Genomic DNA, 16,947 nt, shown 5'->3' on the forward strand with positions numbered 1-16,947 from the left:
TGAAGATGGACAAGAACTACACGCTCGAACAGCACGAGATCGATGACGGGTTCGTGCTCACGTGCCAGTGTCATCCGATAAGCGAACGGGTGGTGGTGAGTTTCGACGAGCGATAGGGTCCAGGCCACAGCCCGCCTTCTTTCGATTCGCGTAAACTAGGATCGCTCACTCGAGCGGTCCTTGCGTCTTTCCGGCATCCGATACCGATGAACACGATTCATGTCACGAATGGCGATAGCGCGGCCCAATCCCTCACCGAAGCGCTCTTGCGCGCGGAACGCGACGAACGCGTCATCGCGCTGCGCGACGATCTCGCCGTCGGTCCGATCCGCGATATCGACGAATCACCGCTCGCGCGCGCCGCGTTCTGGCGCCAGGTATTGAACAGCGCGATCGACTTCGAGAACGAACTGGAGGAACAACAGGCGCTTTTCAACCGGCTCGCGCGCGGCGACGGTCAGATCGTCGTGTGGCACGGCCAGAGCGCGGCGGATCAGCTCACGCTGCGGCGCGTCGCCTATCATCTGCGCAACGCGCCGCAGCGCCTCAACGAAGCGAAGCTCAATCACGACGATCTGAAAATCGCAAGCGACGAACGCGATGCCGAACGCGTCGGCCGCGCGACGGCCGTCGGCATGTTTTCGCCGAAGCAACTGCTCGCGAAGCTGCCTACCGCCGCGCCGATCTCCGTGCTGCGCATCAGCCGGCTCGCCCTCGAATGGCAGGAAGCGAAGCACGCCAACGCGGACACGCGCCGCCTGCGCGACAACATGCTCGTATCGGGAACGTGGATCGACATCGACGAAGCGTTGCTCGATCTCGCCGGACCCGAATGGCAGCCCGCCGCCCGAATCGCCGGCGCCGCGATGGGACAGTGCTTCGACTTCATGCTCTCGGATTCGATCGCTTTTTGGCGCTGCCGCGAACTCGTCACGGCGGGACGGCTTAAAATCCGCGGCACGCCGTCGGAAATCAGCAAGGCCGAGCTGCGCCGCTGAATCGATATCCATAAGAACGCAATTTTCCAGCACATGGCCCGTACCAAAGCGCCCGATCACGAGACGCAACGCGAACAGATCCTCGAACTCGCCGCCGCGAAATTCGCCCAGACGAGCTACCCCAGCACTTCCATGGCCGATCTGGCCGCCGCGAGCGGCACGTCGAAGGCCCGCCTCTATCATTATTACGAGAGCAAGGAAGCGATCCTCTTCGATCTGCTCGACCGCTACACGAAGCGGCTGATGCTGATCATCGCGGAAGTCGAAGGCGCTAGTCAGCGTCGCGGGCTGGGCGAGCGCGAGGCGTTCGCCGATCTCGTGCGCGCGTTTCTCGCCGAATACGAGACGTCGCACAGCCGGCATGTCGCGCTGCTCAACGACGTGAAGTATCTCGAAGAGGCGCAGCGCGAAATCATCCTCGATCGTCAGCGGGATATCGTCGCGGCGTTCGCGCGACAACTTGCGCGCGCGTATCCGAAGCGCGCGAGCAAGGACAACCAGACGGCGCTCACCATGATGGTGTTCGGCATGATCAACTGGACGTTCACCTGGCTCAAGCCCGGTGGCAAGCTCGGCTACAGCGAGTTCGCGGAACAGGTCGTCGACATGATCGAGAACGGTCTGAACGGTGATCACTGATTATTGCTGCGGCACACCAGACTCACTGGTCGGTGAATTGTCGTATCGCCGCAGCACGTCTAAACCTCTGATTTTGATGGTATTTATTCGATTTCAGTGATCGTTTAGAAGTCCGCGTCTAACGTAATTTAAGGGTTTTCCCGTACCCGAATCTCCGGAATCCGCTAGAATTCGTTTTGCTTTGCAGCATGCTGCATGACGAATGAAGGAGGAACAGCCGTGGAACTGACCATCAACCGCACTGCCGGGCAGATCGTGCCGCACGATCTGCCACTCAAGGTCGCGCGTAAGCCGGTTCTCGTCCGTGAACTCTCCTCGGCGGATCGCGAGCGACTTCTCGCGCACTTCCTCGCGCTCGACGAAGACGATCGCCTTCTGCGCTTCGGGCAGATCGTCCCGGATCACGTCATCGAGAACTACGTGCGTAACATCAACTTCTCGAACGACAAAGTCTTCGGTGTTTTCGGCAGCGCGCTCGAACTGATCGGCGTCGGTCATCTGGCATATCTGCCGGCCGAAGGCGACAAGCGCACCGCCGAGTTCGGCGTGTCGGTGCTGGAAAGCGCGCGCGGCTGCGGCATCGGCTCCAAGCTGTTCGAGCGCGCCGCCATGCGCAGCCGCAATACGCACGTGTCGGTGCTCTACATGCACTGCCTGTCGCGCAATTCGACGATGATGCACATCGCGAAGAAATCGGGCATGAATATCGAATACGCCTACGGCGAAGCGGATGCGTATCTGTCGCTTCCGCCGGCGGATCAGACGAGCATCATGTCCGAGATGCTTCAGGAGCAGGCCGCCGTGTTCGACTACGCGATCAAGCGTCAGGCGCATCGTGCGTCTCAGGTGTTTCAGGCATTCATTCCGTCGCTCGACGCGGCGTGATCAGCGGGCGGCATCGACCGCCCTTTTCGTTTCAGCGCAGCGGCAGAACCGTCGTCTCCTTGATGCGTTCCAGCGAAAAGCTCGAGCGCACGTCGATCACCGACGGATGATGCAGAAGCTCGTCCTGCACGAAGCGCGAAAAATCATCCATATCGCGCACCTGCACACGCAGCAGAAAATCCATTTCTCCGGTCATCGCATCGCAGGCGACGACTTCCGGCCACGAACGCACCGCTTCGCGGAACATATCGCCATGCGTCGGCGTTTTCGGCGTGCCGGCCGCGGCCTGCGTTCCCCCGCGCTTTTCCAGGCGCACATTGACATAGGCGAGTAGACCTAACCCGAGCTTCTTCGCATCGAGCAACGCGACGTAGCCACGAATCACGCCGCTTTCCTCAAGCCGGCGAATCCGCCGCAGACACGGACTCGGTGACAAATTCACACGATCCGCGATCTCCTGATTCGACAGCCGCCCGTTCTCCTGAAGAATCGCGAGAATGCGCAGGTCGATAGTATCCAGTGCGAGTTCAGCCATTTCATAGCTCCAAGTCGCGAAATGTTGGCAACATAGTGCGCAATCTTAGGAACGGACGATTTGTTTCGCAAGCTTTTGCCAGCCACATGCGACTAGACTGTCTCCACGTCGCGCAAACGCGCCGCATCCCATCAGGAATCAGGAGACATGCATGACCGCAACGACTTGGGAGAATCCCGTCGGGACCGACGGCTTCGAATTCATCGAGTACACCGCGCCGGATCCCGTCGCACTCGGCAAACTGTTCGAGCAGATGGGCTTCACCGCGATCGCAAAGCATCGTCATAAGGACGTGACGCTGTATCGGCAGGGCGAAATCAACTTCATCGTCAACGCGGAACCGGACTCTTTCGCGCAGCGTTTCGCGCGTCTGCACGGCCCTTCGATCTGTGCGATCGCCTTTCGCGTTGCCGATGCCGCCAAGGCGTACAAGCGTGCGCTAGAACTCGGCGCGTGGGGCTTCGACAACAGGACCGGCCCGATGGAACTGAACATTCCGGCGATCAAGGGCATCGGCGATTCGCTGATCTATTTCGTCGACCGCTGGCGCGGCAAGAACGGCGCGCAGCCGGGCAGCATCGGCGACATCAGCATTTACGACGTCGACTTCGAGCCGATTCCGGGCGCGGAGCAGAATCCGGCTGGCCACGGTTTGACGTACATCGATCACCTGACGCATAACGTGCATCGCGGCCGCATGGTCGAATGGGCCGAATTCTACGAACGCCTTTTCAACTTCCGCGAAGTTCGTTACTTCGACATCGAAGGCAAAGTGACGGCGGTGAAGTCGAAGGCGATGACGTCGCCGTGCGGCAAGATCCGCATTCCGATCAACGAGGAGGGCTCGGAAAACGCCGGCCAGATTCAGGAATATCTCGATGCCTATCGCGGCGAAGGCATCCAGCACATCGCGCTCGGCACGAACGATATCTACAGCACGGTCGATGGCCTGCGTGGCGCGAAGATCGCGTTGCTCGATACCATCGACACGTATTACGAGCTCGTCGACCGCCGCGTGCCGGGGCATGTGGAATCCGTCGCCGAATTGAAGAAACGCAAGATTCTGATCGACGGCACCAAGGACGAAATCCTGCTGCAGATCTTCACGGAAAACCAGATCGGACCGATCTTCTTCGAGATCATCCAGCGCAAGGGCAATCAGGGCTTCGGCGAAGGTAACTTCAAGGCGCTATTCGAATCGATCGAACTGGATCAGATGCGGCGCGGCGTGCTGAAGGACACGACCGCAGGCTGATCGGGCAGAAGGCATAAAAAAAGGGACATGAATTCATGTCCCTTTTTTCGTTCCGGCGGACCGTTGCGTTGCCCGGTCCGCGAAGAGCGGGTCAGCCCGCCGTCTCGTCGTCGCTGCGGTCGGATTCGCGGCGCTTTTGGGCGCCCGCCTGAACCGACTGAGCGCGCACTTGCGCGACCTGTGCAACCGACGACGCCCCGAACGGCGAAGCGCCATTCGCGCGCGCGCCGCCCATCGGCGCGCTGATCGCGAAAAAGGCCGCCGATACCATCAAGAAATTCTGGATGTGGCGTTGTTTCATCGTTATCTCCTTCTAACTGCGTATGTACGACACTCCCGAAAGCCAAACGTGCGCAAAAAGACGGCACGGAAATTTCGGAAGCGCCATTTTAGACAGACATGAACGCCGGGGTTCCTCAGATCGGTCGGATTTACACGCTGTAACAAAACCCTCCTGGTGACGGTCAAATCGTCAAGAAACCGACGCAAAGCGGCTGTAAGTGAGGAATTTTTAACGGGTTTGCCCCACTGTCTCGAAAACCCTGAGACCGGCAAACTGGAATCCCGGCCCGACAGTTCACAAGACGCGACGGCCCGAAACATGCTTTGGTGATCCCAAACCTCGGGTGGAGGAAGACACATAATGAACGCCCCGCTAGACGCAGAACAAAGAGCTTCGCTAGAAGCCGCGCTGAAATCCGTCACGCTCGACGACAAATACACGCTCGAACGCGGCCGCGCCTACATGAGCGGCATCCAGGCGCTGGTGCGTCTGCCGATGCTCCAGCAAGAGCGCGACAAGGCCGCCGGCCTCAATACTGCCGGATTCATCTCCGGTTATCGCGGTTCTCCCCTCGGCGGTCTCGACCAGTCGCTCTGGAAGGCGAAGAAGCATCTGGCCGGCCATCAGGTCGTGTTCCAGCCGGGCGTGAACGAGGATCTCGCCGCCACTGCCGTGTGGGGCTCGCAGCAAGTCAACCTGTACCCGAGCGCCAAATACGACGGCGTTTTCTCGATGTGGTACGGCAAAGGCCCGGGCGTCGACCGTTCGGGCGATGTCTTCAAGCACGGCAACTCAGCCGGATCGGCGACGCACGGCGGCGTACTCGTCCTCGCCGGCGACGATCACGCCGCGAAATCATCGACGCTCGCGCATCAGTCGGAGCACGTGTTCAAGGCGTGCGGCCTGCCGGTGCTGTTTCCGTCGAACGTGCAGGAATACCTCGATTTCGGCCTGCACGGCTGGGCGATGTCGCGCTACTCGGGACTTTGGGTCGCGATGAAATGCGTGACCGATGTCGTCGAGTCGTCGGCTTCCGTGGATATCGATCCGCATCGCACGAAAATCGTCCTTCCGACCGATTTTGCAATGCCCGAAGGCGGCCTGAACATCCGCTGGCCCGATCCGCCGCTCGTGCAGGAAGCGCGTCTGCTCGATTACAAGTGGTACGCCGCGCTCGCCTACGTGCGCGCGAACAAGCTGGACCGCGTGGAGATCGATTCGCCGCATGCGCGCTTCGGCATCATGACCGGCGGCAAGGCGTATCTCGACGTGCGTCAGGCGTTGACCGACCTCGGCCTCGACGATGCGACGTGCTCGCAGATCGGCATCCGTCTCTACAAGGTCGGCTGCGTGTGGCCGCTCGAAGCGCAGGGCGCGCACGAATTCGCGCGCGGGCTGGAAGAGATTCTCGTCGTCGAGGAAAAGCGTCAGATTCTCGAATACGCGATCAAAGAGGAACTGTACAACTGGCCGGATGCGCAACGTCCGCGCGTCTACGGCAAGTTCGATGAAAAAGACGGCGCCGGCGGCGAATGGTCCGTGCCGATGGGCAACTGGCTCCTGCCGGCGCACTACGAGCTATCGCCCGCGATCATCGCGAAGGCGATCGCCACGCGTCTCGAGAAGTTCGATCTGCCTGCCGACGTGCGCGCGCGCATCGCGACGCGCATCGCCGTGATCGAGGCGAAGGAAAAGGCGCTCGCGCGGCCGCGCGTCGAGGCCGAACGCAAGCCTTGGTTCTGCTCGGGCTGTCCGCACAATACGTCGACGAACGTGCCGGATGGTTCGCGCGCGATGGCGGGCATCGGCTGCCACTATATGACGGTCTGGATGGACCGCAGTACCAGCACGTTCAGCCAGATGGGCGGCGAAGGCGTCGCGTGGGTCGGCCAGGCGCCCTTCTCCGACGACAAGCACGTTTTTGCGAATCTCGGCGACGGCACGTATTTCCACTCGGGGCTGCTCGCGATCCGCGCGGCGATCGCGGCGAAGGTGAACATCACCTACAAGATTCTCTACAACGACGCCGTTGCGATGACAGGCGGCCAGCCCGTCGACGGCGTTCTGACGGTGCCGCAGATCACGCATCAGCTCGCGGCGGAAGGCGCGGCGAAGATCGTCATCGTCACGGACGAGCCGGAAAAGTACACGGCCGATGTCGGTCTTGCGCCAGGCATCGACGTGCATCATCGCGACAAACTCGACGACATTCAGCGTCAGTTGCGCGAGATTCCCGGCACATCGATCCTGATTTACGACCAGACCTGCGCCACGGAAAAGCGTCGTCGTCGCAAGCGCGGCGCGTATCCCGATCCGGCGAAGCGCGTCGTCATCAACGAGGCGGTGTGCGAGGGTTGCGGCGATTGCTCGGTGAAGTCGAATTGCCTGTCGGTCGAGCCGCTCGAGACGGAGTACGGCACGAAGCGGCAGATCAACCAGTCGACGTGCAACAAGGACTATTCGTGCCTGAACGGCTTCTGCCCGAGCTTCGTGACGGTCGAAGGCGGCCAGTTGAAGAAGCCGAAGGCGACGAGCGTCGCGAGCGATACGATGCCCGCGGTTCCCACGCCGGAGTTGCCGGAAATCGGGCGGCCGTATGGCGTGCTGGTGACGGGCGTCGGCGGAACGGGCGTCGTGACGATCGGCGCGCTGCTCGGCATGGCGGCGCATCTGGAGCAGAAAGGCGTCACGGTGCTCGACGTCACCGGTCTCGCGCAGAAAGGCGGCGCCGTGATGAGTCACGTGCAGATCGCGAACCGCCCGACCGATATCCACGCGACGCGCATTGCGATGGGCGAGGCGGATCTCGTCATCGGCTGCGATGCGATCGTCACCGCGAGCAACGAATGCGGCTCGCGGATGCAGCCTGATCACACGCGCGTCGTCGTGAACAGCGCGCAGACGCCGACCGCCGAGTTCATCAAGAACCCGAACTGGAGCTTTCCGGGCGCGAGCGCGGAGGCCGACATTCGCGCGGCGGCAGGCGAGCACGTTGCGCTCGTCGATGCGAACCGTTTCGCCGTCGCGCTGATGGGCGACGCGATCTATACGAATCCGTTCGTGCTGGGTTATGCGTGGCAAAAGGGATGGGTGCCGCTGCGGCATGAATCGCTCGTGCGCGCGATCGAACTGAATGCCGTGCAGGTCGAAAAGAATCTCGCCGCGTTCGAGTGGGGACGGCGCGCGGCGCACGATCTGTCGTCGGTGACGCGGCTCGCGCAAGGGACGCAGACGCAGGACGCGCCGGCCAAGATCATCACGCTGCATACGCCGAAGGCGCTCGATACGCTCATCGACAAACGCCTCGACTATCTCGCGAAGTACCAGAACGCGGCTTACGCGGCCCGGTACGGACGGCTGGTCGCGGCGGTGCGCGCGAAGGAAGCGGAGTTGGGCAACGCCGATTATCCGTTGACGGAGGCCGTCGCGAGGAATCTGCACAAGCTGATGGCGTACAAGGACGAATACGAAGTCGCGCGTCTTTATGCCGATCCGGTTTTCCTCGACAAGATCCGCGCGAGTTTCGAAGGCGACTGGAAGGTGAAGGTGCACCTCGCGCCGCCGTCGCTGTCGAAGAAGGATTCGCACGGTCATCTGGTGAAGAAGCAGTATGGGCCGTGGATGATGTCCGCGATGCGCGTGCTCGCTCGCTTCAAGTTCCTGCGCGGCACGGCGCTCGATCCGTTCGGCCGCACCGAAGAACGGAAGATGGAGCGGGCGTTGATCGAGGAATACGAGGCGCTGGTGCTCGAGTTGATCGGCGGGCTGACGGCGCAGAAGTTGCCGCTTGCGATCGAACTGGCGAATCTGCCGGATTCGATGCGCGGGTATGGGCACGTCAAGGACAACAACGTGCGGGCGGCGAAGGTGAAATGGGAGAAGTTGATCGCGCGGTGGCGCGATCCTCAGGGCGAAGCGCGACAAGTGGCTTGACGCGTTAGCCCCATAAAAAACGGCGATCCGGTCATCCGGATCGCCGTTTTTCTTTCAGCGCGGCAAATAAACCTTACTTCGCTACCCGCGCATTGGCACTCGCCACCGCCGTCATATTGATGATCCGACGCACGGTCGCCGCCGGCGTGAGGATATGCACAGGCTTCGCAGCACCCAGCAGGAATGGCCCGACCGTCACGCCTTCGCCGCTCACCATCTTGAGCAGGTTGTACGTGATATTCGCCGCTTCGACGTTCGGCATGATGAGCAGATTCGCCTCGCCATGCAGCGTCGTGCCGGGGAACGACGCCTTGCGCACCGCTTCCGACAAAGCCGCATCGCCGTGCATTTCGCCATCGATTTCAAGATCCGGCGCACGCTCCGCGATCAGCTTGCGCGCTTCCGCCATCCGGTTCGCCGACGCGCTCGGCACGCTGCCGAAGTTCGAATTCGACAGCAGCGCGACCTTCGGCTGCACGCCGAATCGCTCGATTTCGCGCGCCGCGAGAATCGTCATGTCGGCGAGCTGTTCGGCAGTCGGCGTCTCGTTGACGTACGTATCGCTGATAAAGAGATTGCGCCCTTGCAGCATCAGCAGGTTCATCGCAGCGAAGTTGTTCGCGCCTTCCGCCTTGCCGAGCACCTGATCGATGAACTTCAGGTGATCCTGATACGTATCGATGAGACCGCAGATCATGCCGTCCGCATCGCCGGTATGAACCAGAATCGCGCCGATCAGCGTGTTGAACTTGCGCAACGCGGCCTTCGCGCTTTCCGGCGTCACGCCCTGACGCGCGGCGATCTCGTGATACGCCTGCCAGCTCTTCTGATAACGCGGATCGTCTTCCGGATTCACGATCTCGAAATCGACGCCCGGCTTGAGCTTCGAGCCCATCTTCTGAAGCCGCATCTCGACGACCGCCGGCCGTCCGATGATGATCGGCTTCGCGATCTTCTCCAGCAGCACGAATTGCGCGGCGCGCAGCACGCGCTCGTCCTCGCCCTCCGCGAAGGCGATACGCGCGGGCGCCGCCTTCGCCGCCGCGAACACCGGGCGCATCACCATCCCCGTGCGATACACCGTGGCGCCGAGCGTCTCGCGATACGCATCCATGTCCTTGATCGGACGCGTCGCCACGCCCGAATCCATCGCGGCTTGCGCGACGGCCGGCGCAATCTTGATGATGAGGCGCGGATCGAACGGCTTCGGAATCAGATAGTCCGGACCGAATTCCAGCGAATGACCTTCGTACGCCTTCGCGACCTCATCGCCCTGATCGGTTTCTTCGGCGAGTTCGGCGATCGCGCGCACGCACGCGAGCTTCATCTCTTCCGTGATCGTCGTCGCGCCGACGTCCAGCGCGCCGCGGAAGATGAACGGGAAGCACAGCACGTTGTTGACCTGATTCGGATAATCCGAACGGCCCGTCGCGACGATACAGTCCGGCCGCACGCGCTTCGCCTCTTCCGGGCGGATCTCCGGCTCGGGATTCGCCAGCGCGAGAATCAGCGGCTTGTCGGCCATCGTCTGAACCATCTCGGCCTTCAACACGCCCGCGCTCGAGCAGCCGAGGAACACGTCGCAGCCGTGCATCGCATCGGCGAGCGTGCGCGCGTCGGTCGACGCCTGATAGCGCTCCTTCGATGCATCCAGATTGCCGCGGCCTTCGTAGATCACGCCCTTCGAATCGATCACGAGCGTGTTCGATTTCTTCAGGCCCAGATGCACGAGCAGATCGAGACACGCGATCGCCGCCGCGCCTGCGCCCGAGCAGACGAGCTTCACTTCGTCGAGCTTCTTGCCGACCACTTTCAGGCCGTTGAGAATCGCCGCCGACGCGATGATCGCCGTGCCGTGCTGGTCGTCATGGAAAACAGGAATCTTCATGCGCTCGCGCAGCTTCTTCTCGATGTAGAAGCATTCCGGCGCCTTGATGTCTTCGAGATTGATGCCGCCCAGAGTGGGTTCGAGCATCGCGATCGCATCGACGAGCTTGTCCGGATCGGTTTCAGCCAGCTCGATGTCGAACACGTCGATGCCCGCGAACTTCTTGAAGAGACACCCTTTGCCTTCCATCACCGGCTTGGCCGCGAGCGGGCCGATGTTGCCGAGACCCAGCACGGCCGTGCCGTTCGTCACGACGCCGACGAGATTCGCGCGCGACGTGTACTTCTGCGCATCGAGCGGTTCGTCGTAGATCGCCATGCACGCGGCCGCGACGCCCGGCGAGTATGCGAGCGACAGGTCGAGCTGATTGGAAAGCGGCTTGGTCGGAGTAACCGAAATCTTGCCGGGACGGGGATTCTGGTGATACGCGAGGGCACTTTGCTTCAGTTGTTCGTCCATGATTGACCTGAGACGTTTGAGATTTATTTGAACAGGGTTCACATTGCCGTCGACCGTGCTGCTCTGAATGCGGGAATGTGAATCGATGGACCAATTGTCATGTGCTCGGCGCGCCGGATAGACGCGGCGTCCCGCTCGCAAGGATGGAACGAGCGGACGGAGCCTTTGGTTTTTTTGGGACAACCAGTGTACACCGCGCGCCTGGAATGACGCGATGCAACGTTTCAGCGCTTTTTCGTCGGATGACTTGGCGTTCAGTCGAGTTCGGCGCCGCGCTTTTCGGGGATGAGAAAGAGCGTCGCGACGACATCGAGCAGATAGATCGATGCGAGAAACGCGAGCGCGACGGCGAACGAGTAACGCGCGGCGAGCGCGCCGACCGCGACCGGCCCGAAACCGCCCACCGCGCGCCCGATATTGAACAGCACGTTCTGCGCGGTCGCGCGTGCTTCGGTCGGATAAATCTCGGAGATCAGCGCGCCGTAACCGCCGAGCATGCCGTTCACGAAGACGCCCATCACCGCGCCGCCGATCAAAAGCGCCGTCGGACTCGTCAGGTTGGAGTAGACGAAGACCATCGCGACCGCGCCGATCTGATAGACGAGAAACGCCGGCTTACGCCCGAAGCGGTCCGCCGCGAGTCCGAACAGCCAGATGCCGAACGCCATGCCGATCACCGTCGCCGCGGTCCAGAGCCCCGATTTCGTCAGCGAGTAGCCGAAGGTCTTCGAGAGATAGCTCGGCAGCCAGATCATCAGCCCGTAATAGCCGAAGTTCTGCACCGAGCACAGGATCACCACGCCCAGGCTCGCGCGCGCGGTGCGGGCATCGTCGAAAAGACGTTTGAGCGGGAGCTTGCGGGCCGCATCGGATTTGGCCGCCGCGCGGCGTTCGGTGAAGAGCGCGGGTTCGTCCACGTGCCGCCGCACGAAGAACGAGGCGACCGCCGGCAGCAGCCCGACCGCGAACATGCCGCGCCAGCCGATCACGGGCAGGAGCATCGGCGTGACGAGCGCGGCGGCGAGCACGCCCAGTTGCCAGCCGATCCCCACATACGACGACACCCGCGCCCGCAATCGCGCAGGCCACGCCTCGGCGACGAGCGCCATACCGATGCCGAACTCGCCGCCAAGCCCGATTCCCGCGATCGTCCGATAAACCAGCAAGTCGCCATAACCCTGCGCCAGCGCGCAAAGACCGGTGAACACGGCGAACAGGAGAATCGTCCACGTGAGCATACGCACGCGGCCGAAGTAATCGGACAGCATGCCGAAGAGCACGCCGCCCGCCACCGCCCCGGCGAGCGTCCACGTGACGAGCGCGCCGGATTGTGCGGGCGTGAGATGCAGATCGGCGGCGATCGCGGGCAGCATGAAACTGAGGATCAGCAGGTCGAAGCCGTCCATCGCGTAGCCGAGAACGGACGCGACGAGCGCTTGCAGCGCGTGCCGCGTGGGCGCGGCGTTGGAATCGTTGGCAGGGGAAACGGATGTCATCGGGCGAATGAGTGAGCGCAACAGCGCCGGCAGTGTACGTGTGAGCGCCGCGCCTTCACAACCTGCAAACCATTCGCTGCGGCCCACCGCGTCGGGTAGAATGACGGGCTAGCCGTGCATGGGACGGCCCTAAGGCGCTAAAGCGCCAAGTCCCGCCGACACGCGCGCAGCGCACGCGAAAAAGCCATCCGAAAGGAATGCTCTTTTCACGTCGATCCATGCGCCAGGGCCCTCGCGGCCGCCTCCCGCTTTTGCAAGCGCCACACAAGTCCAAGGATTCGCCCATGACAGGCTTCGATCGCCAGACGATCTCCGACACCACCGCCAAGATGTTGCTCGAAGTGCAGGCGGTGCACTTCAACGCGGAAAAACCGTACATCTTCACGTCCGGCTGGGCGAGCCCGGTGTATATCGACTGCCGCAAGCTGATCTCCTATCCGCGCGTGCGTCGCGGCCTGATGGAGATGGCCGAAGCGACCATTCTGCGCGATGTCGGTTACGAACAGATCGATGCAGTCGCCGGCGGCGAAACGGCTGGCATCCCGTTCGCGGCGTGGATCGCCGATCGCCTGATGGTGCCGATGCAATACGTGCGCAAGAAGCCGAAGGGTTTCGGCCGCAACGCGCAGATCGAAGGCTTGCTGACCGAAGGCCAGCGCGTGCTGCTCGTCGAAGACCTGACCACCGACAGCCGCAGCAAGATCAACTTCATCAATGCCCTGCGCACCGCCGGCGCGACGGTGAATCACTGCTTCGTGCTTTTCCACTACAACATCTTCAAGGAGAGCGTGTCGGTCTTGAAGGACATCGACGTCGATCTGCACGCGCTCGCGACGTGGTGGGACGTGCTGCGCGTCGCGAAGGAGCAAGGCTACTTCGAGACGAAGACACTCGACGAAGTCGAGAAATTCCTGCACGCGCCGGCGGAATGGTCGGCCGCGCACGGCGGCGCAACCGCCGCGCCGCAATAAGCCTTAACCGCCGCAGTCTCGTAAAAAAACAAAAAGCCGCTGATTAACATCAGCGGCTTTTTGCCATTCGACAACGGAATTACGTCAAAGCGAATTCGGATTAGGAACGGAAGAACTGTCGAGCGAACCGTCGCCGGAATAAGCCGACAGATTCATCAAACCGTTGCTTTGCGCGTACTGAAACAACTCGGAATCGCGCTCGATGCCAAGTTTGCGCATCGCGGTGTTTTTCTGCGTGCTGATCGTTTTGATACTGCGACGGAGTTGAGCGGCGATTTCGGTAATGGTCATGCCCGACACGAACAGGCGCACGACCTCCAGTTCCCGCTTGGACAGAATCACGCTGCGCTGCTGCCCGCTGCTGCTGAGACCCATGCTGTCGAGCGCGGCCTTCACCGAAGGACCGAGGTACTCCTGTCCGCGCATCACGTGTTGAATCGCCCAGCCGATGTGATTCATGTCGTCGGCCTTGTTGATGATGGACATCACGCCCACTTCGCGCAAACGTTTGAGCAAGGCCGGATTTTCGAGCATGGTCAGTACGACGAGCTTCACGCGCGGAAACTGCCGTCCGATATAGCCGAGCAAAGGCATGCCGTCGCCATAGGAGCCGCCGGGCATGGCGAGATCCGTGACGAGGACGTCGCAGGGCGACTTCTGCAGTAGTTGGACGAGTTCCGTTGACTGGCGCGCCTGTCCGACAACGTCGACCTCGGGAAACTTGCTCAGCGCCTGTGCCGCGCCGAATAGAATCACCGGATGATCGTCTGCGATTACGACCTTTATTCGCTGGCTCATTTATATCTCCTGTAAATCGGTCGATTTGTTGCCGCGCGAATCTGCATCGAATTACTCATCTCTACGTTCTATAGAATCGGAAGTCATCGCCGTCAAGGCGCTTCGCACGTTACTACGTCAAAAACCGGTGAGCCTGCGAAGCGCCATCGGTTAAGTCTCAAGGAATCCAAGCTTTAATTCTTTGTTGCAATGTTAAACTGCAAGTTGCTACGAAGCGCATCACTGAGACAAAAAACATCGTTGCAGCCAGCGAAACGCTGCTATATGGCGAAACGATACTGACAGGAGTTCAGCTTATGCGCCTCACCGGCCGACGCGTGAGTTCGACTGGCCACGTCGCATCAGTACTGTTGTTCGCCTTAATGGCGGTGGTTTGCTCGAATTCCCGCGAGGCCGCCGCCGATCCCGCCTTCTCCGTCTCCAGCACGGATCTCGCGCCCGGCAGGCCCGTCGGGCGCGATCTGCTTTTCGATCAATCCGAGTGCAAGGGCGGCAATCGCTCGCCGCAGATTGCCTGGCGCGGCGCGCCACCGAACACACGCAGCTTCGCCGTGACGATTTTTGACGCCGACGCGCCCGGACGCGGCTGGTGGCACTGGGCGGTCGCGGGCATCCCGGCGGGCACGGACCGGTTGCCGAACAACGCGAGCGCATCGGGCGCGCTGCGCAAAATGGGCGCGATCGAGGCGCGCAACGACTGGGACACCGACGGCTACGGCGGCCCCTGCCCGCCACCCGGCAAGCCGCACCGCTACATCGTGACCATCTACGCGCTCGACAGCGCCGATCTGCGGCTGCGCCAAGGCACGCCCGCGCTGATGTTCGAGCACGAAATCCGCACGATGGCGATCGCCAGCGCGCACTTCACCTTCACCTACGGCCGTTAGCCCGACGTCCGGAACCGTGCGGTCGCGCCGGTAGGTCAAAAATTGTCTTTGCTAGACTGGCTGGGACCATCCGCAGGGCGCGCACGACGCGTGTGCCGCGGCGCGCGGCACGACCCGGGGACACCATGTCGAACATCATCATCGTTTATCACAGCGGTTACGGCCACACGAAGAAGGTCGCGGAAGCCGTGCTCGGCGGCGCCGCCGATGCCGGCGCGAGCGTGAAACTGATCGCCGTCGGCGAACTCGACGACGCGAGCTGGGCCGAACTCGACGCTGCCGACGCCATCGTTTTCGGCGCGCCGACCTACATGGGCGGGCCGTCCGCCGACTTCAAGAAGTTCGCCGACGCCAGTTCGAAGCCGTGGTTCGCGCAGAAATGGAAGGACAAGATCGCGGCCGGCTTCACCAACTCGGCCCATATGAACGGCGACAAATTCCTGACGATCTCGTATTTCGTCACGCTCGCGATGCAGCACGGCATGATCTGGGTCGGCACCGGCATGATGCCGTCGAACACGAAGGCGGCCACGCGCAACGATCTGAACTTCGTCGGCGGTTTTTCGGGGCTGCTCACGCAATCGCCCGCGGACGCCTCTCCTGATGAAGCGCCGCCGCCCGGCGATCTGGAGACGGCGAAGGTGTTCGGCGCGCGCATCGCGGAAGTGACGGCGCGCTGGCTTGGCGACATCGGACATCAACCCGCCTCCAAATCGCCTTAAACTATCGGTTTTGCGGCGAGCGCCCGCACGAACCAGCGAGATCGAGATGACCACGAAAGTATTTGTCGACGGACAGGAAGGCACCACCGGCCTGAAGATTTTCGAATATCTGTCGCAGCGCCGTGACATCGAAGTGTTGCGAATCGAGGAAGCGCGGCGCAAGGACATCGAGGAGCGCCGCCGGCTCATCAACACATCGGACGTGACGTTCCTGTGTCTGCCGGATGTCGCGTCGCGCGAGTCGGTATCGCTCGTCGCGCCGGATAACGCGCGCACCGTGATGATCGACGCCAGCACCGCATTTCGCACACAGGACGACTGGGCGTATGGGCTGCCGGAGCTGTCGCGCGCGCAACGCGAACGTCTGCGCACTGCAAAGCGCATCGCGGTGCCGGGCTGCCACGCGTCGGCGTTCGTGCTGTCGTTGCGACCGCTCGTCGCGGGCGGCCTCATTCCCGCCGATTTCGACGCCCACGCCTACTCGATCACCGGCTACAGCGGCGGCGGCAAGAAAATGATCGCGGAGTACGAAGCGGGCGGCAACGAGAAGCTCATGAGCCCGCGCCCCTACGCGCTCGGCCTCACGCACAAGCATCTGCCGGAAATGTCGGTGCACACGGGGCTGAAGCGCGCGCCGCTTTTCACGCCGATCGTCGGCCCGTTCCTGAAGGGTCTCGCCGTGACGACGTATTTCTCGCCCGCCCAGCTCGCGCGCCCGGCGAAGCCGCAGGACGTGCGGGACATGCTGGCCGAGTACTACAACAACGAGCCGTTCGTGCGCGTGATGCCGTTCGAAGCAGAAAGCAATCTCGACGCCGGTTTCTTCGACGTCCAGGCCTGCAACGAGACGAATCGCGTCGATATCTTCGTCTTTGGCAACGAAGAGCGTTTCGTGACGGTCGCGCGCCTCGATAATCTGGGCAAAGGCGCGTCTGGCGCGGCGATTCAGTGCATGAATCTGGCGATTGGCGCCGCCGAGGAAACGGGTCTAGCGCGCTGAGCGCGGTTTCGTCCGAGCGTGAAAGGCCGGTTCGCTTCGCTGCGGACCGGCCTTTTTTGCGTCTGCCGATGCAGGGCAGCATCGAAACATAAGGACGAAAAAAAGCCCGCCAAGCTGGCGGGCTGAATCCATATCAGTGGAGACATGGAGGAGACAGGAGTGAATATACCAAGAAGATTGGTGCGTTGCAACATCGCG

At 61.9% G+C, this 16,947-nt stretch carries 14 protein-coding genes and 1 pseudogene; 10 read left to right on the forward strand and 5 right to left on the reverse strand.

Annotation, left to right across the window (positions count from 1 at the left end; translation table 11 throughout):
* The 4 genes and pseudogenes from AWB77_RS35265 to AWB77_RS00015 all read left to right on the forward strand — a co-directional run.
* Positions 1-116: pseudogene (locus AWB77_RS35265) on the forward strand (phenylacetic acid degradation protein); the annotation flags it as partial.
* A gap of 90 nt (positions 117-206) precedes the next feature.
* Entirely contained in the window at positions 207-998 is a 792-nt protein-coding gene (locus AWB77_RS00005) for a DUF1835 domain-containing protein (RefSeq protein WP_061132371.1), read from the forward strand.
* Positions 999-1,031: 33 nt separating this feature from the next.
* Positions 1,032-1,637, forward strand: a complete 606-nt coding sequence (locus AWB77_RS00010) for a TetR/AcrR family transcriptional regulator (RefSeq protein WP_061132372.1) — start codon at positions 1,032-1,034, stop codon at positions 1,635-1,637.
* Positions 1,638-1,856: 219 nt separating this feature from the next.
* Positions 1,857-2,522 carry a GNAT family N-acetyltransferase gene (locus AWB77_RS00015; RefSeq protein WP_061133079.1) on the forward strand — a complete coding sequence of 222 codons (666 nt, stop codon included), beginning with the start codon at positions 1,857-1,859 and terminating at the stop codon, positions 2,520-2,522.
* Positions 2,523-2,553: 31 nt separating this feature from the next.
* Here the strand turns inward: AWB77_RS00015 and AWB77_RS00020 are convergent, their stop codons facing one another.
* Positions 2,554-3,057 carry an Lrp/AsnC family transcriptional regulator gene (locus AWB77_RS00020; RefSeq protein ID WP_061132373.1) on the reverse strand — a complete coding sequence of 168 codons (504 nt, stop codon included), beginning with the start codon at positions 3,055-3,057 and terminating at the stop codon, positions 2,554-2,556.
* A gap of 151 nt (positions 3,058-3,208) precedes the next feature.
* Between AWB77_RS00020 and hppD the strand changes: the two genes are divergently transcribed.
* On the forward strand, positions 3,209-4,312 hold the full coding sequence (gene hppD / locus AWB77_RS00025) for a 4-hydroxyphenylpyruvate dioxygenase (RefSeq protein ID WP_061132374.1): 1,104 nt from the start codon (positions 3,209-3,211) through the stop codon (positions 4,310-4,312).
* A gap of 91 nt (positions 4,313-4,403) precedes the next feature.
* Here hppD and AWB77_RS00030 read toward each other — a convergent pair whose 3' ends face one another.
* Positions 4,404-4,613, reverse strand: a complete 210-nt coding sequence (locus AWB77_RS00030) for a hypothetical protein (protein ID WP_061132375.1) — start codon at positions 4,611-4,613, stop codon at positions 4,404-4,406.
* A gap of 342 nt (positions 4,614-4,955) precedes the next feature.
* Between AWB77_RS00030 and AWB77_RS00035 the strand changes: the two genes are divergently transcribed.
* The gene (locus AWB77_RS00035) at positions 4,956-8,528 is read left to right on the forward strand and encodes an indolepyruvate ferredoxin oxidoreductase family protein (RefSeq protein ID WP_061132376.1); all 3,573 of its coding nucleotides are present in this window, start codon (positions 4,956-4,958) and stop codon (positions 8,526-8,528) included.
* Between the two features lie 73 nt (positions 8,529-8,601).
* On the opposite strand, the gene AWB77_RS00040 is transcribed toward AWB77_RS00035, so the two are convergent.
* Both AWB77_RS00040 and AWB77_RS00045 read right to left on the reverse strand, forming a co-directional pair.
* Positions 8,602-10,875 carry an NADP-dependent malic enzyme gene (locus AWB77_RS00040; protein ID WP_061132377.1) on the reverse strand — a complete coding sequence of 758 codons (2,274 nt, stop codon included), beginning with the start codon at positions 10,873-10,875 and terminating at the stop codon, positions 8,602-8,604.
* 254 nt (positions 10,876-11,129) lie between these two features.
* Entirely contained in the window at positions 11,130-12,371 is a 1,242-nt protein-coding gene (locus AWB77_RS00045) for an MFS transporter (protein ID WP_061132378.1), read from the reverse strand.
* Between the two features lie 284 nt (positions 12,372-12,655).
* On the opposite strand from AWB77_RS00045, the gene AWB77_RS00050 reads away from it, so the two are divergent.
* Positions 12,656-13,342, forward strand: a complete 687-nt coding sequence (locus AWB77_RS00050; protein WP_008352701.1) for an orotate phosphoribosyltransferase — start codon at positions 12,656-12,658, stop codon at positions 13,340-13,342.
* A gap of 84 nt (positions 13,343-13,426) precedes the next feature.
* Here AWB77_RS00050 and AWB77_RS00055 read toward each other — a convergent pair whose 3' ends face one another.
* Positions 13,427-14,140 carry a response regulator gene (locus AWB77_RS00055; RefSeq protein WP_061132379.1) on the reverse strand — a complete coding sequence of 238 codons (714 nt, stop codon included), beginning with the start codon at positions 14,138-14,140 and terminating at the stop codon, positions 13,427-13,429.
* 296 nt (positions 14,141-14,436) lie between these two features.
* Here AWB77_RS00055 and AWB77_RS00060 point away from each other — a divergent pair, with 296 nt between their 5' ends.
* From AWB77_RS00060 to argC, 3 genes are all read left to right on the forward strand, one after another.
* Positions 14,437-15,027 (forward strand): YbhB/YbcL family Raf kinase inhibitor-like protein, encoded by a 591-nt coding sequence (locus AWB77_RS00060; protein ID WP_061132380.1) that lies wholly within the window; start codon positions 14,437-14,439, stop codon positions 15,025-15,027.
* A gap of 125 nt (positions 15,028-15,152) precedes the next feature.
* A complete protein-coding gene (locus AWB77_RS00065) occupies positions 15,153-15,749 on the forward strand; it encodes a flavodoxin family protein (protein ID WP_061132381.1) in 597 nt (198 codons plus the stop codon).
* Positions 15,750-15,795: 46 nt separating this feature from the next.
* A complete protein-coding gene (gene argC / locus AWB77_RS00070) occupies positions 15,796-16,749 on the forward strand; it encodes an N-acetyl-gamma-glutamyl-phosphate reductase (RefSeq protein ID WP_061132382.1) in 954 nt (317 codons plus the stop codon).
* Positions 16,750-16,947 lie beyond the last annotated feature (198 nt).

The organism is Caballeronia fortuita (assembly GCF_001544835.2).
Classification (GTDB): domain Bacteria; phylum Pseudomonadota; class Gammaproteobacteria; order Burkholderiales; family Burkholderiaceae; genus Caballeronia; species Caballeronia fortuita.

Excerpts from the sequence above, each read along its gene's own strand:
- AWB77_RS00005 (WP_061132371.1), top strand. The coding sequence starts at position 207 with ATGAACACGATTCATGTCACGAATGGCGATAGCGCGGCCCAATCCCTC.
- AWB77_RS00010 (WP_061132372.1), top strand. The coding sequence starts at position 1,032 with ATGGCCCGTACCAAAGCGCCCGATCACGAGACGCAACGCGAACAGATC.
- AWB77_RS00020 (WP_061132373.1), bottom strand. The coding sequence starts at position 3,057 with ATGGCTGAACTCGCACTGGATACTATCGACCTGCGCATTCTCGCGATT.
- hppD (WP_061132374.1), top strand. The coding sequence starts at position 3,209 with ATGACCGCAACGACTTGGGAGAATCCCGTCGGGACCGACGGCTTCGAA.
- AWB77_RS00030 (WP_061132375.1), bottom strand. The coding sequence starts at position 4,613 with ATGAAACAACGCCACATCCAGAATTTCTTGATGGTATCGGCGGCCTTT.
- AWB77_RS00035 (WP_061132376.1), top strand. The coding sequence starts at position 4,956 with ATGAACGCCCCGCTAGACGCAGAACAAAGAGCTTCGCTAGAAGCCGCG.
- AWB77_RS00040 (WP_061132377.1), bottom strand. The coding sequence starts at position 10,875 with ATGGACGAACAACTGAAGCAAAGTGCCCTCGCGTATCACCAGAATCCC.
- AWB77_RS00045 (WP_061132378.1), bottom strand. The coding sequence starts at position 12,371 with ATGACATCCGTTTCCCCTGCCAACGATTCCAACGCCGCGCCCACGCGG.
- AWB77_RS00050 (WP_008352701.1), top strand. The coding sequence starts at position 12,656 with ATGACAGGCTTCGATCGCCAGACGATCTCCGACACCACCGCCAAGATG.
- AWB77_RS00055 (WP_061132379.1), bottom strand. The coding sequence starts at position 14,140 with ATGAGCCAGCGAATAAAGGTCGTAATCGCAGACGATCATCCGGTGATT.
- AWB77_RS00060 (WP_061132380.1), top strand. The coding sequence starts at position 14,437 with ATGCGCCTCACCGGCCGACGCGTGAGTTCGACTGGCCACGTCGCATCA.
- AWB77_RS00065 (WP_061132381.1), top strand. The coding sequence starts at position 15,153 with ATGTCGAACATCATCATCGTTTATCACAGCGGTTACGGCCACACGAAG.
- argC (WP_061132382.1), top strand. The coding sequence starts at position 15,796 with ATGACCACGAAAGTATTTGTCGACGGACAGGAAGGCACCACCGGCCTG.